14 protein-coding genes and 1 rRNA gene are annotated in these 14744 nt (G+C 64.5%); all 15 read right to left on the bottom strand.

The window, feature by feature from the left end; all coding sequences use genetic code 11:
• Positions 1-99: 99 nt before the first annotated feature.
• Positions 100-1618 (bottom strand): 16S ribosomal RNA (locus tag DMB37_RS27095).
• Between the two features lie 473 nt (positions 1619-2091).
• Positions 2092-3351, bottom strand: coding sequence for a UDP-N-acetylglucosamine 1-carboxyvinyltransferase (gene murA, locus DMB37_RS27090; RefSeq protein WP_107654455.1), 1260 nt, complete (start codon positions 3349-3351; stop codon positions 2092-2094).
• A gap of 242 nt (positions 3352-3593) precedes the next feature.
• Complete coding sequence (locus tag DMB37_RS27085) at positions 3594-4175, bottom strand: cob(I)yrinic acid a,c-diamide adenosyltransferase (protein ID WP_135235075.1); 582 nt, start codon at positions 4173-4175, stop codon at positions 3594-3596.
• Positions 4176-4233: 58 nt separating this feature from the next.
• The gene (locus DMB37_RS27080; RefSeq protein ID WP_206055019.1) at positions 4234-4650 is read right to left on the bottom strand and encodes a DUF2550 domain-containing protein; all 417 of its coding nucleotides are present in this window, start codon (positions 4648-4650) and stop codon (positions 4234-4236) included.
• A 270-nt stretch (positions 4651-4920) separates the two neighbouring features.
• Positions 4921-5298, bottom strand: a complete 378-nt coding sequence (locus DMB37_RS27075; protein WP_107654452.1) for a F0F1 ATP synthase subunit epsilon — start codon at positions 5296-5298, stop codon at positions 4921-4923.
• Positions 5299-5304: 6 nt separating this feature from the next.
• Entirely contained in the window at positions 5305-6753 is a 1449-nt protein-coding gene (atpD, locus tag DMB37_RS27070; RefSeq protein WP_107654451.1) for a F0F1 ATP synthase subunit beta, read from the bottom strand.
• Between the two features lie 16 nt (positions 6754-6769).
• Positions 6770-7741 (bottom strand): F0F1 ATP synthase subunit gamma, encoded by a 972-nt coding sequence (locus DMB37_RS27065; RefSeq protein WP_107654450.1) that lies wholly within the window; start codon positions 7739-7741, stop codon positions 6770-6772.
• A gap of 66 nt (positions 7742-7807) precedes the next feature.
• Positions 7808-9445: a F0F1 ATP synthase subunit alpha gene (gene atpA / locus DMB37_RS27060; protein WP_135235073.1), complete on the bottom strand. Its 1638-nt coding sequence runs from the start codon at positions 9443-9445 to the stop codon at positions 7808-7810.
• A gap of 85 nt (positions 9446-9530) precedes the next feature.
• A complete protein-coding gene (locus DMB37_RS27055; protein ID WP_135235072.1) occupies positions 9531-10340 on the bottom strand; it encodes a F0F1 ATP synthase subunit delta in 810 nt (269 codons plus the stop codon).
• A gap of 19 nt (positions 10341-10359) precedes the next feature.
• On the bottom strand, positions 10360-10923 hold the full coding sequence (locus tag DMB37_RS27050) for a F0F1 ATP synthase subunit B (RefSeq protein ID WP_107654447.1): 564 nt from the start codon (positions 10921-10923) through the stop codon (positions 10360-10362).
• A 5-nt stretch (positions 10924-10928) separates the two neighbouring features.
• Positions 10929-11177 (bottom strand): ATP synthase F0 subunit C, encoded by a 249-nt coding sequence (locus tag DMB37_RS27045; RefSeq protein ID WP_107654446.1) that lies wholly within the window; start codon positions 11175-11177, stop codon positions 10929-10931.
• Positions 11178-11252: 75 nt separating this feature from the next.
• The gene (atpB, locus tag DMB37_RS27040) at positions 11253-12101 is read right to left on the bottom strand and encodes a F0F1 ATP synthase subunit A (RefSeq protein ID WP_167768945.1); all 849 of its coding nucleotides are present in this window, start codon (positions 12099-12101) and stop codon (positions 11253-11255) included.
• Positions 12102-12350: 249 nt separating this feature from the next.
• Entirely contained in the window at positions 12351-12809 is a 459-nt protein-coding gene (locus DMB37_RS27030) for a hypothetical protein (RefSeq protein ID WP_135235071.1), read from the bottom strand.
• 88 nt (positions 12810-12897) lie between these two features.
• Positions 12898-14055: an MraY family glycosyltransferase gene (locus DMB37_RS27025; RefSeq protein WP_107654444.1), complete on the bottom strand. Its 1158-nt coding sequence runs from the start codon at positions 14053-14055 to the stop codon at positions 12898-12900.
• Between the two features lie 16 nt (positions 14056-14071).
• Complete coding sequence (locus DMB37_RS27020) at positions 14072-14737, bottom strand: L-threonylcarbamoyladenylate synthase (RefSeq protein ID WP_135235070.1); 666 nt, start codon at positions 14735-14737, stop codon at positions 14072-14074.
• Positions 14738-14744: the final 7 nt, after the last annotated feature.

Here is a 14744-nt window from a genome sequence, read left to right as displayed (position 1 = left end):
ATGAGCGTCCGCCGGATGACGTATGCATCCGAAACGGTCTCTGCCACAAGACGTTTAACATCCCACCTGTGTGGGTGTCCGTGGAGATGTGCTCCTTAGAAAGGAGGTGATCCAGCCGCACCTTCCGGTACGGCTACCTTGTTACGACTTCGTCCCAATCGCCAATCCCACCTTCGACGGCTCCCTCCCACAAGGGGTTAGGCCACCGGCTTCGGGTGTTACCGACTTTCATGACGTGACGGGCGGTGTGTACAAGGCCCGGGAACGTATTCACCGCAGCGTTGCTGATCTGCGATTACTAGCGACTCCAACTTCACGGGGTCGAGTTGCAGACCCCGATCCGAACTGAGACCGGCTTTAAGGGATTCGCTCCACCTCACGGTATCGCAGCCCTCTGTACCGGCCATTGTAGCATGTGTGAAGCCCTGGACATAAGGGGCATGATGACTTGACGTCGTCCCCACCTTCCTCCGAGTTGACCCCGGCAGTCTCCTGCGAGTCCCCGCCATTACGCGCTGGCAACACAGGACAAGGGTTGCGCTCGTTGCGGGACTTAACCCAACATCTCACGACACGAGCTGACGACAGCCATGCACCACCTGTACACCGACCACAAGGGGGCCTACATCTCTGCAGGTTTCCGGTGTATGTCAAACCCAGGTAAGGTTCTTCGCGTTGCATCGAATTAATCCACATGCTCCGCCGCTTGTGCGGGCCCCCGTCAATTCCTTTGAGTTTTAGCCTTGCGGCCGTACTCCCCAGGCGGGGTACTTAATGCGTTAGCTACGGCACGGATCCCGTGGAAGGAAACCCACACCTAGTACCCACCGTTTACGGCGTGGACTACCAGGGTATCTAATCCTGTTCGCTACCCACGCTTTCGCTTCTCAGCGTCAGTTACTTCCCAGAGACCCGCCTTCGCCACCGGTGTTCCTCCTGATATCTGCGCATTTCACCGCTACACCAGGAATTCCAGTCTCCCCTGAAGTACTCTAGTCTGCCCGTATCGCCTGCAAGCTTAAGGTTGAGCCCCAAGTTTTCACAGAAGACGCGACAGACCGCCTACAAGCTCTTTACGCCCAGTAATTCCGGACAACGCTCGCACCCTACGTATTACCGCGGCTGCTGGCACGTAGTTGGCCGGTGCTTCTTCTACAGGTACCGTCACTTGCGCTTCGTCCCTGTCGAAAGAGGTTTACAACCCGAAGGCCGTCATCCCTCACGCGGCGTCGCTGCATCAGGCTTTCGCCCATTGTGCAATATTCCCCACTGCTGCCTCCCGTAGGAGTCTGGGCCGTGTCTCAGTCCCAGTGTGGCCGGTCACCCTCTCAGGTCGGCTACCCGTCGTCGCCTTGGTGGGCCGTTACCCCGCCAACAAGCTGATAGGCCGCGGGCCCATCTCGCACCGATAAATCTTTCCACCACGAAACATGCATCCCATGGTCATATCCGGTATTAGACCCAGTTTCCCAGGCTTATCCCGAAGTGCGAGGCAGATCACCCACGTGTTACTCACCCGTTCGCCGCTCGTGTACCCCGAAGGGCCTTACCGCTCGACTTGCATGTGTTAAGCACGCCGCCAGCGTTCGTCCTGAGCCAGGATCAAACTCTCCGTTGAAGACTCTCAACCAACCTCCGAAGAGGTCAATCAGAAGAATAACTAGAGTCCGAAAACCTAGCAAAACAAAACGCCAGCAAAAAGATTTGCTGACTAAATGTCCGACCTCTCAACCGGGGGGTATGAGAAGCCGGAACCAATTAAATAATTGGCACTGACATTCATCGACACACTATTGAGTTCTCAAAGAACACACGCACACACTTCATCCCCGGCGCTAACCGGTTCGTCCGTGAGGCAACTTATCCAGCTTAGCTCAGCCGCTCCCCCAGAACCAAATCGGGGTCTCAGTCAAGCTAGTGTGAGCGTCAGGCGCTCCTCGTACTACCTCGTGTCCCTGGCCTTCGCTCAGCGTTTCCGCTGGCTTCTCGGCTCCGGGTCGGTGTCCGTGTCGCTCTGACTCGAATAAAGTTACGTGTCTGCGTGCACGATGTCAAATCGCCTGGTCAGGAACGGTTTTCGGCGCTAACACTTCATTCGGCAGCGCCGACCCGCTTCACTTCGCCGCCCAGCGCCTGCAGTTGCTCGACGAAATTCGGGTAACCGCGGTCGATGTGGAAGACGTCGTGCACCTCGGTGGTTCCGTCGGCAACCAGACCGGCGAGTACCAAGCCCGCGCCCGCCCGAATGTCGGAGGACCACACCGGCGCGCTCGACAACCGCGGAATACCGCGCACCACCGCGTGATGACCATCGGTCCGCGCATCGGCGCCGAGCCGGATCATCTCCTCCACGAAACGGAAGCGTGCCTCGAAGACGTTCTCGGTGATCATCGAGGTGCCGTCGGCGATGGCCGCGAGCCCGATCGCCATCGGCTGCAGATCGGTGGGGAACCCGGGGAACGGCAGCGTCGAGAAGTTCACCGCGCGCGGCCGCTCGGCCTGCACGACGCGGAAGCCGTCCTGCTCGAACGAGATCCGCGCGCCCGCCGAACGCAACTTGTCCAGCACCAACGACAGATGCTTCGGATTGACCCCGGTGACCCGGACGTCACCCATGGTCATCGCGGCGGCGATGCCCCAGGTCGCCGCGACGATGCGGTCGCCGATCACGCGATGGGTGGTCGGCGACAACCGCTTGACGCCCTGCACCGTCAGCACCGAGGTGCCCGCACCGGTGATCCGCGCACCCATCTGCACGAGCATGTTGCACAGGTCGACGATGTCGGGTTCGCGCGCGGCGTTGTCGATCACCGTCTCGCCCTCGGCGAGCACGGCCGCCATCAGGATGTTCTCGGTCGCACCGACCGAGGGGAAGTCGAGTCGAATCTTGGCGCCCTGCAGCTCGTCGGCCCGCGCGACCACGCAGCCGTGCTCGATCTCGCTGGTCGCGCCGAGCAACCGCAGGCCGGCCTGGTGCATGTCCAACGGGCGGGAGCCGATCGCGTCACCGCCGGGCAGCGCGACGACCGCCCGCTTGCAGCGCGCCATCAGCGGCCCGAGCACACACACCGACGCACGGAACTGCGTCACCGCGGGAAAGTCCGCGTGGTACTTCGGTTCTGCGGGGGTGTCGATGGTGACCACCCCGCCATCGATCGCGACGTCGCAGCCGAGACCGCGCAGCACGTCACCCATCAGCGGCACGTCGAGAATGTCCGGGCAGTTCGTGATCGTGGTGGTGCCCTCGGCCAGCAAGGCAGCGGCCATCAGCTTGAGGACGCTGTTCTTGGCGCCCCCCACCGCGACTTCACCGACGAGTCTGTTCCCGCCGGTAACCAAAAACCGTTCCATGCCGCCTCTCCGCGTATTCGGCGCACTGTTGGGTGCAAGGATAGTTGCGGCACTGTTCCGCCACTCCGGGTATTCAGCGCACTAGTGGGTGCCACGGTAGTTCGGTTGCGGGCCGGCGGTCGGGTGCCGGGCTGAATTCACCCACCCCGTCAGCTTCGCCTCCTACCGTCACCCGAGTTCTGGGCCTACCCGGGGTGTAACCCATGAACTCGCGGACATGCGTCCTCGCGTCTCGAGCATTATCAGGTGCTCGACCTGGTTCCGCCGGGCTTCCACAGGATATCGCCGCCGGGATTGGCCACACGGCTCAGGATGAACAGCAGATCCGACAGCCGGTTCAGGTACTTGGCCGGCAAAACATTCGTGTCGTCCGGGTGTGTCTCGATGGCTGCCCAGGCGGAACGTTCCGCGCGGCGGGCGACGGTGCGCGCTGTGTGCAGCAGCGCCGCCAGTGGGGTGCCACCCGGCAGAATGAACGAATTCAGTGCCGGCAGTTCAGCATTGAACTCATCGCACCAGCCTTCGAGCCGGTCGATGTAGCCCTGGGTGATGCGCAGCGGCGGATACTTCGGCTCCGCGACAACGGGGGTAGACAGATCGGCGCCCGCATCGAACAGATCGTTCTGTATTTGCAGCAGCACCGCACGCAACTGCTCCTCGGGTTGCCCAAGCGCGATCGCCACCCCGATTGCGGCGTTCGTCTCGTCGCAATCGGCGTACGCGACCAGCCGAGGATCGGTCTTCGCCACCCGCGAGAAGTCGCTGAGACCGGTGGTCCCGTCATCGCCGGTGCGCGTATAGATCCGCGTCAGATGAACACTCACAGGACCAACCCTAGCTCCCCTGCCGTCCGGAGCCCTTTGCCGCACAGCGATGCGCGGATCAACGCATCCGGCGGGTGCGATCCGACGGGCGAGACTCCACCCAGGACAGAAACGCGGTCCGCGAGGCCCGATCCAGGGCGAGTTCGAAGCTGCCCTCCCGATCGGCCACGGCGATCACCGCGATGTCGTCGCTCATGATGTCGAATTCGTCGCCGACGGGTCCGCGGCGCTCGCCGATCTCGATGCCCTGACGGTGAATTGTGCAGTCGGGGCCGAGTTTCAGGCTGGTCAACTTGAAAAAGACCATTCGGTCTTCGTCATATCGGAGCAGACCGTGCCGCCAACCCTGACCACCGCGGGCGGGCAATACTCGCAACAAAGCGGCGGTTCCGCCGCGCCGCAACATGATCAGGCGATAGGTCGAGGCCAGGGCCAAGAACACGAGCGTGAGCACCAGAATGATCAGGAGAACCATCCCGGTCTGCAATGCAGTTCGTCCCTTCGCTCTGTCGCCGTGTCGTCGACACCCTATTCAATTGGCGGTACTCGCAAGCCCTCCGTGGTTACGCAAGCTACCGCCTCCGGGCTCATCGCTCGCACCGCCGTGCGGTCATTCAACCACGACACCAAGTTTACAAACTGGGGGGCCGTGTATTAAGACGACCGCAAGAGGTGTGAAGACGACTGTCGGCGGCGAAGGTCTCTTCGCCGCCGACAGTCTCGTGCTCGAATATCCGGTTGTCGCTTACGCGTTCGCAGCCTGCTCCGCCGCGCGGACCTGGGCCTGCGCCGCGAGCTGATCCTCTTCGCTGGCCGCCGAGTCGGCCAGCACGCGCCGCGCCGCCTCGACATCCACCTCGTCCGCGAACTCCGCGGACTCGGCCAGGATCCGGACCGTGCTTGCGGTCACGGAGAAGAAGCCGCCGTGCACCGCCGCGACGATGCGCTCACCCTCGGTGGAGACGATGGCCACCGTGCCGCCCTCGACCAGCTGGCCGAGTAGCGGTTCGTGACCCGGCATGATGCCGATCTGACCCTCGGTGGTCTGCGCGCTGACGAACGTCGCTTGCCCGGCCCAGAGCCGTCGTTCGACGGCGACCAGGTCAACTGACATTTCCGACATCGGTGACTACTTTCCGGCGATCTTCTTCGCGGCCGCCTCGACATCGTCGAGACCACCGCAGCTGTTGAACGCCTGCTCCGGGAAGTGGTCGAACTCGCCCTTGCAGACCCGGTCGAAGTCGTCGATGGTCTGCTCCAGCGGAACCACCGAACCGACCTGACCGGTGAACTTCTCGGCCACGATGAAGTTCTGGCCGAGGAACTTCTCCAGGCGACGGGCGCGACCGACGAGGACCTTGTCCTCTTCGGAGAGCTCGTCCATGCCGAGGATGGCGATGATGTCCTGCAGTTCCTTGTACTTCTGCAGGATCCGCTTCACCTCGTTGGCAACGGCGAAGTGCCGGTCGCCGACGATCGAGGCCTCCAGGATGCGGGAGGTCGAGGTCAGCGGGTCGACGGCCGGGTAGATGCCCTTCTGCGAGATCGGGCGGGAGAGCTCGGTCGTCGCATCGAGGTGGGCGAAGGTGGTCGCCGGCGCCGGGTCGGTGTAGTCGTCGGCGGGCACGTAGATCGCCTGCAGCGAGGTGATCGACCGGCCACGGGTCGAGGTGATGCGCTCCTGGAGCTCACCCATCTCGTCCGCGAGGGTCGGCTGGTAACCGACGGCCGACGGCATGCGGCCGAGCAGCGTCGACACCTCGGAACCGGCCTGGGTGAACCGGAAGATGTTGTCGATGAACAGCAGCACGTCCTGGTGCTGCACGTCGCGGAAGTACTCGGCCATGGTGAGGGCCGAGAGGGCGACGCGCATACGGGTGCCCGGCGGCTCGTCCATCTGGCCGAAGACGAGGGCGGTGTCCGGGAGGACGCCCATCTCTTCCATTTCCAGGCGGAGGTCGGTGCCCTCACGGGTGCGCTCGCCGACGCCGGCGAACACCGAGGTTCCGGAGAACTCCCGTGCGATACGGGTGATCATCTCCTGGATGAGCACGGTCTTGCCGACACCGGCGCCACCGAACAGGCCGATCTTGCCACCCTTCACGTACGGGGTGAGCAGGTCGATGACCTTGATGCCCGTCTCCAGGATCTCGGTCTTACCCTCGAGCTGGTCGAATGACGGGGGCTTGCGGTGGATGCCCCACTGCTCGCCGTCGCGGCCGAGACCCGGGCTGTCCAGGCAGTCGCCGAGGGCGTTGAAGACGTGGCCCTTGACGACGTCGCCGACCGGCACCGAGATCGGCTTGCCGCTGTCGGTGACGGGAGCGCTACGGACCAGGCCGTCGGTGGGCTGCATGGAGATGCAGCGCACGATGCCGTCGCCGAGGTGCTGGGCGACCTCGAGGGTCAGTGTCTTTGCCACCGAGGTCAACTCGATCTCGGCGTGCAACGCGTTGAACAGTTCGGGAATCGAGCCCCTGGGGAACTCGACGTCGACGACGGGGCCGATGACTCGGACGACGCGACCTGAGTCTGCGCCGGTCCGACTCGTGTTGTCTTGCGTGACTGCTGCGGTCATTTTTCTCTTCCTGCGCTTAGTCGCGGTCCGAGCTCGAAGCCAGCGCGTTTACGCCGCCGACAATTTCGCTGATTTCCTGCGTGATCTGGGCCTGCCGCACCGAGTTCGCCTGCCGGGAAAGATCCGTGGCAAGTTCGTTGGCGTTGTCGGTGGCTGCCTTCATTGCGGTGCGCCGAGCCGCGGACTCGGATGCCGCTGCCTCGAGCAACGATGAGTAGATACGCGTGTTGATGTACTTGGGCAGCAGGGCCGCCAGCAGCACATCGGCGTCGGGCTCGAACTCGTACTGCGCGTGTACATCCGCCGTGGGCGAATCGGAGACGAAGTCCTCACCCATGTCGAAGTTCTCATCGACATAGCTGACCTGGATCGGCGCCAACCGGCGCACCTCCGGGGTCTGCGTCAACATCGACACGAACCGCGTGTACACGATGTGCAGCTCGTCGACGCCGGCGATCTCGCCCGACCCGTCCGGAGCGGGCACCTGGCCGTCGGCGCCTGCCATGAAGGCGTCCACCAGGTGGTGGCACGCCTCCGAGGCATCGGTGTACTTCGGCTGCTGCGAGAACCCGTGCCACGCGGCGACCAGCGGACGGTTACGGAAGGTGTAGTACGTGATGCCCTTACTGCCCATCACGTAGATCACCGGCTCTTTGCCCTCGCCGCGCAGCGTGTGCATCAACTCTTCGGCCCGCTTGAGCACGTTCGAGTTGTAGCCACCGGCCATGCCGCTGTCACTGGTGATCACCAGCACCGCCGCCCGGCGCGGCTCGGCGCGCTCGGTCAGCAGTGGGTGGGTCAGGTTCTGCGACGCGTTCGCCAACTCGCCGAGGACCTTGGTGATCTCCTCGGCGTACGGCTTGGCGGCGGCAACCCTGGCCTGTGCCTTGGAGATTCGCGAGGTCGCGATCAGCTCCTGGGCCTTGGTGATCTTCTTGATCGAATTCACACCACGAATGCGGGAGCGCAATTCACGCAAACTTGCCATCAGCGGTTCACACTCCCTTCATTCGTTTGCATTGAACGAATAGCTCGCATCAGTCCCGAACCTGGGTCACTTCTCGACGTGCTTGCGGGTGACCGAGAGCGTCTCGACCTCTTCGTGCTCGAGATCGGCCGCTTCGGCCTCGTTCACCACACGGCTGCCATCGGAGGCGAGGAAGCCCTGCTTGAACTTGTCGGTCTCCGACTTGATCTGGTCGGCCGCCTCGTCCTTGAGGACCTTGCCGCCCTCGATCGACTTGAACGCGTCGCCCGCGACCCGGTGCAGGTGCTCGAGCAGCTCGTTGTTGAAGCGACGGATGTCGGCGACCGGAACCGAGTCGTAGTAGCCGGCGTCGACCAGGAAGATCGAGACGATCTGGTTCTCGACCGGAACCGGCGAGTACTGGTCCTGCTTGAGCAGCTCGACCCAGCGGGCGCCACGCTCGAGCTGCGCCAGCGACGCGGCATCGAGGTCGGAGGCGAAGGCGGAGAACGCCTCCAGCTCGCGGAACTGCGCCATTTCCAGACGCAGCGAACCGGCGACCTTCTTCATGCCCTTGGTCTGGGCCGCGCCACCGACACGGGAGACCGAGGTACCGACGTTGATCGCCGGGCGGACACCCTTGTTGAACAGGTCGGACTCGAGGAACACCTGACCGTCGGTGATCGAGATCACGTTGGTCGGGATGAACGCCGAGATGTCGTTGGCCTTGGTCTCGATGATCGGCAGACCGGTCATCGAGCCGGCGCCCATCTCGTCGGAGAGCTTGGCGCAACGCTCCAGCAGACGCGAGTGCAGGTAGAAGACGTCACCCGGGTACGCCTCGCGGCCCGGCGGGCGACGCAGCAGCAGCGAGATGGCGCGGTACGCCTCCGCCTGCTTGGTCAGGTCGTCGAACACGATGAGGACGTGCTTGCCCTGGTACATCCAGTGCTGGCCGAGGGCCGAACCGGTGTAGGGCGCAAGCCATTTGAAGCCGGCCGAGTCCGACGCGGGAGCCGCGACGATGGTGGTGTACTCCAGCGCACCACGGGCCTCCAGCGCGGTCTTGACGCCCGCGATGGTGGAACCCTTCTGGCCGATGGCCACGTAGATGCAGCGCACCTGCTTGGCCGGGTCGCCGGAGTCCCAGTTCGCCTTCTGCGCCAGGATCGCGTCGATGCAGACCGCGGTCTTGCCGGTCTTGCGGTCGCCGATGATCAGCTGACGCTGGCCACGGCCGATCGCGGTCAGCGCGTCGATGGCGGTGATGCCGGTGGCCAGCGGCTCCTCGACCGGCTGACGCTCCAGCACGGTCGCGGCCTGCAGCTCGAGCACGCGGCGCTCTTCGGCCTCGATCTCGCCGAGGCCGTCGATCGGCTGGCCGAGCGGGTCGACCACGCGGCCGAGGAAGTTGTCGCCCACCGGGACGGAGAGCACGTCGCCGGTCCGACGGACCTGCTGGCCCTCTTCGAGCTCGGCGTACTCGCCGAGGATGACCGCACCGATCGAGCGGTCCTCGAGGTTCAGCGCCACGCCGAGCACGCCACCCGGGAACTCGAGCAGTTCGTTGGCCATCGCCGAGGGCAGGCCGCTGACATGCGCGATGCCGTCGCTGGTGTCGGTGACAACACCGACTTCTTCGATGGAGGTCTCGGGGGTGTAGCTCTGCGTGTAGCTCTCGATCGCGCTACGGATCTCGTCGGAGGAGATCGTCAGCTCCGCCATGTTCTTCCTGCTCTCGCTGTGTCGAATGTCGGGGGTGGGGGTCGGCTGCCGGCGAAGCCGGCGGGGTGGGTAGACCCTGCGGACGTCAGGTCAGGGACCGACGCAGCCGTTCCAGTCGGCCGATGGCGCTGCCGTCGATGACGTCGTCGCCGACGTGTACGACGAGCCCGCTCAGCAGACTCGGGTCGACCTGGACGTGCACCTGGACCGGCTTGCCGTAGATGCGATGCAGCGAGGCGGCGAGCCGCTCGCGCTGCTGCGCCGACAGTTCGATCGCCGCGCGCACGTGCGCCACGATCTGGTCGCGGCGGGCCGCGGCCAGGTCGGACAGTTCGTCGAATGCCACCCCGACTGCCGTCTTCTGCCTGGTCACCACTTGCTCAGCCAGGGTTAGGGTGATGGATTCGGTCTTGCCGGTGAGCAGGCGATCGACCAGTTCCCGCTTGGCCTGAGCCGGCTTCGTCCGGTCGGAAAGGGCCTGCTCCAGCTCGGGGTTGTCGCTGATGATCCGACCGAGCCGGAACAGCTCGTCCTCGACCGCGTCGAGACGGCCACTGTCGGCCGCCGACTCCAGCAACGCCTCTTGCCCGAGCAACACCAGGGTGTCGACCAGGTCGGCGGTCCGGGACCAGTCCTGGGCCACCGCGGTGGTCAGCACGGCCAGGGTGGCCGGGCTGACCTTTCCGCTGAAGACCCGCTCACTGAGCTCGGCCCTGGCCGAGCCGGGCACCGACACGTCCGCGAGCGCAACACGCAGCGAACGCTGGTCGTCCAGCACGGCGACAACGGCGAACAGTTCGGACCCCGTCGTTGCCGCGACACTGTCGCTTCCGGTCAGAGCGGCCCTGAGCGCCTCCCGAGACCGGGCGCAGGCCTCGCGGCTCGCTGCGTACATGCTTCTCACTTTCGCGTCGCTACCTTCCGACCCCGATGCCGGCTTTCGACTCGTCGTCGAGTTCGGTCAGGAACCGCTCGATCGACGCCGCCTGCTTAGCTTCGTCCGAAACCGACTGCCCGATAATCTTTTCGGCCAAATCTACGGCCGTGTGGCCGAGTTCGGTGCGCAGTTCGGTCAGGATCTGCTGGCGCTGTGCTTCCAGCTGGCTGTGACCCGCGGCGACGATGCGGTCACTTTCGGCCTGTGCGTCCGCGCGCATCTGCGCGAGGATCTGCTGGCCCTGGGTGCGCGCTTCCTCACGGATGCGTGCGGCCTCGAGCCGGGCTTCGGCCAGCTGCTGCTGGTACTGCTGCAGCGTGAGCTGGGCCTCTTCTTGAGCGATCTCGGCGCGCTTGATGCCGCCTTCGATCTTGTCGGTGCGCTCGTCGAGCGTCTTCATCAGACGCGGGATCACGTACTTGTAGAAGAGGACCGCGATAATCGCGACGCAGACGATCGACCACACGATGTCGTACGTCTCGGGGATAAGAGGATTCACATCCTCTCCGCTTTCCGCTGCGAGAACAGAGAACTCGTTCATCGGAATCAGAAGATGAAGCCGGCGACGAGGCCGATCAGGGCAAGCGCCTCGGTGAACGCGATGCCGAGGAACATGGTGGTCCGGATCTGGCCCTGCAGCTCGGGCTGACGGGCGATGCCTTCGATGGCCTTACCGACGACGATGCCGACGCCGATGCCGGGGCCGATAGCCGCCAGACCGAAGCCGATGGCGCCGTATCCCTTGACCTTCTCAGAGGTGGTTGCGGCTTCCTGGGCCAGGTACGCGAGGCTCATGAGTCTTCCATTCCCTTTCTGTTGCACACCCGCCGGTCGGCGAGGTGTAGCAGGTTTTCCGGTAAGTCAGGCAGGTCAGTGTGAATCCGCGTTTTGCGCGAGTCCGATGTAAACGGCGGTCAGCAGCGCAAACACATAGGCCTGCAGGAAGATGACCAACATCTCGAAGAGCGTGAACCCCAGGCCGGCCGCGAGCGAGAACGGCGAGAACACCTTCATCCAGGCAGCGGCGTCGAACAGGAAGAACCAGGTAGCGCTGAAGAACAACACCAACATGATATGTCCGGCCAGCATGTTGGCCATGAGTCGGACCATCAGGGTGAACGGACGCAGGATGAACGTCGAGAGGAACTCGATGGGAATCAGCAGCAGATGCAGGGCAGGCGGCACATTCGGCACCACGATGCTGCTGCGCATGTACTTGACGAATCCGTACTTCTTGATGCCCACGTAGTTGAACGCGATGTACGCCACAGCGGCCAGCACCAGCGGCATGCCGATTCGGGCGTTCGAGGAGATGTTCAACCCGGGAATGATGCCGGAGAAGTTCAGAAACAGGACCGTGAAGAAGACCGTCGCGATGAGCGGGAAGAACTTGCGGCCGGATTCCTTACCCAAAACTTCGTCGGAAATCTGTTCCTTGACGAAGACGAGACCGGTTTCGGCGACGTTCTGCAGCCCGCGCGGGATGATGCGGGGATTCCGGAATGCGAGGACCATCACGATGACCAGCACCGCGGTCATCAGGAGCCGGATACCCATCAAACGATCGATTTCGAACGGCGTACCCTCGAACAGCAGCGCTGGAGGGAAGAAGTCGGACAGCGATGGCGCGTGGAACTCGCCCGCCAAAGTGGTGACGCTCAGCGTTCTCTCCCGTGTTCGGGCCGTGGGTTCGGTTGATCCCACGGTTCGATCGGACATTGACGATCAATTTGGGTCGACTCAGGTCGGCTCGAAGTTCGTCAGCAGCTGTGCGGCGGGTTTTGATTCCACCTGGCGTCTGTACGTGTGTCGGCGACATCGTCGACATGCAGAACCGGAACCCTCAGAGCCCGGCACGGCAGTAAGCATAGCGGCACTCGGAGGGATCTTGGCGATCCCCCCTCGCTTGGTTGCTTGCTTACCAACACTTTACCAAGTTATCTACGACAGCGTGTAGGTGGGTGGGGATCAATCTTCCCGAGGGGGCGAATCCGGCGCCGCATCGGGCACCGTCACGTACGGAACGCGCTGCCGGACAACGCCATACGTCTCGGCCCCGAGCACGATGACCAGCGCACCGATCACGGTAAGAAAAAGGACCATTCGGTCATAAAAATCGAATTGATTCAGTATTGCTATGACCAAAAGGGCCACCAGCATTTTGCCGACCCAGCTGCCGAGCATCACCATGCCCGCCGTGGTCGGCGGCAATTTCGCGCCGAACAGCACCACCGCGGCGGTGGTCAGGATGAAGCCGCCGCCGATGGCCGAGCCGATCAGCGCACCCCACAGGCCGGGCAGACCCGCGGCCGCGGCGCCGATCGCGACGGACAGCACGACCAGCACGCCGAGCCCGATCAAGCCGTAGCGCAGCGCCGCCTTCAGCGGGGCGTCGGGACCTGGGACCGGAGTGGGAGTGAAGCTCACGACTGCACCTCGCTGGCGCTCGGCTCCGTCGTGCCCTTAGGCGCTGTGTTCATGGTTCACTCGCTCCGCTCGCTCACATTCGCGAACCTTACCCGGCGGGTGGTCCGTCCTCTGCGGCCTCCCCGCGGCGCAGGCCCGGAATGGCGGTCACGACGAGGGCGAATACCAGTCCGCCTGCCACCAGCAGGACGACCAGGGTCAGGTTCATCAGGGCCGTGCCGACCGCGCCGAACGCGAGGATCCCGACCCACAAGTAGATGAGCAGGACCACGCGCCGATGCGAGTGCCCGATCTGCAGCAACCGGTGGTGCAGGTGCATCTTGTCCGGAGTGGAGAAGCTCACACCGGCCCGCACCCGCCGGACGATCGCCAGCACCAGATCCAGCACCGGAATGAACATGACGGCACCGACCAGCAGCAGCGGCGAGAGCAGACCGACGATGTCGCGGGTGCCGAAGCCCTGCAGCGGGATGCGGCCCGACGCGCTGGTGGACACCGCGGCCAGCACCAGGCCGATCAGCATCGAACCCGAATCGCCCATGAATATTCGCGCGGGCTGGAAATTGTGCGGCAGGAAGCCGAGACAGGCACCGGCCAGCGCGGCAGCGAGCAAAGCGGGCGGGTAGGTGTCGACCGAGCCGCCCTGGTCGTTCATCAAGCCGAGCGCGAACACGAACACCGCGACCGCCGCGATGAGCCCCAAACCAGCCGCCAGGCCGTCGAGTCCGTCGACGAAGTTCATCGCGTTCACCAGGGTCACGGTGACTCCCACGGTGATCAGACCGCCTTGCAGCGCGTCGAGAAAGACCGTGGTGTTGTTGAACGGGTTGTAGATGCTGTACCAGCTCAGCCCCATGACAGCCATCACACCCGCCGCGGTCACCTGGCCGGCGAACTTCGTCAGCGCGTCGAGGCCCCAGCGGTCGTCGACGATGCCGACAGCGACAATGATCGTGCTCCCGACCAGCACCGCGAGCGGAATATTGGGGCTGTAATCGAAGCCGTTGCGCAGCGCGGGAAGTTGGTGGGCGAACAGCATCGCCGCCACCACCCCGACGTAGATGCCGACACCACCCATCCGGGGAATCGGCTTGACGTGCACGTCACGTTCGCGCGGCACCGCAACGGCGCCGAATCCGATGGCGAGGACCCTGATCCCGCCGGTGGCCAGGAAGGTGACGACCGCGGAGATGAGCAGTACGAGCAGTAGCTCCCGCAGGGGAACGACGGCACCCGAACCGGTCATCCGCGGCACCCACCGCTCATCGGGTGGAGGCGCTGGTCAGCGCCTCCGGCGACATACCGAGCACGTCGGCGATGTCGCCGATGGGGACCGCGCCCTCGCGCAGAATGCGCGGCTGGTCGGCGGTGAGGTCGATGATGGTGGAGGCGACGGCGTGGTCGGCGGGGCCACCGTCGAGGTAGACACCGACGAGCTCACCCAGCTGGTCGCGGGCTTCGGCGGCGGTCTTGGCGGGCGGCTGGCCGGAGACGTTGGCGCTGGAGACCGCGAGCGGGCCGACCTCGCGCAGCAGCTCCAGCGCGACCGGGTGCAGCGGCATCCGCAGCATCACCGTGCCGCGGGTATCGCCCAGGTCCCAGGCGAGCGAAGGGGCTTGCTGCACAACGAGACTCAGGCCGCCGGGCCAGAACGCCCGGATCAGTTCGCGCGCCTGCGGGCGCACCGAGAAAACCAGGCCGTCGATGGTGTGCCAGGAGCCGACCAGGACCGGCACCGGCATGTCCCGGCCGCGGCGCTTGGCCGCGAGCAGCTCGCTCACCGCGGTGGCATCGAAAGCGTCGGCCGCCAGGCCGTAGAGCGTGTCGGTGGGCAGCACGACGAGTCGCCCGGACTTCAGGGCGCTGGTGGCTGCGGTCAGTCCGGCGGCGCGCGTGTCGGGATCCGCGCAGTCGTAGACGGTACTCACGACGATC

This window comes from Nocardia sp. CS682, assembly GCF_004634405.1.
Lineage (GTDB): Bacteria > Actinomycetota > Actinomycetes > Mycobacteriales > Mycobacteriaceae > Nocardia > Nocardia ninae.
This window is presented reverse-complemented; position numbering and strand designations above follow the sequence as displayed.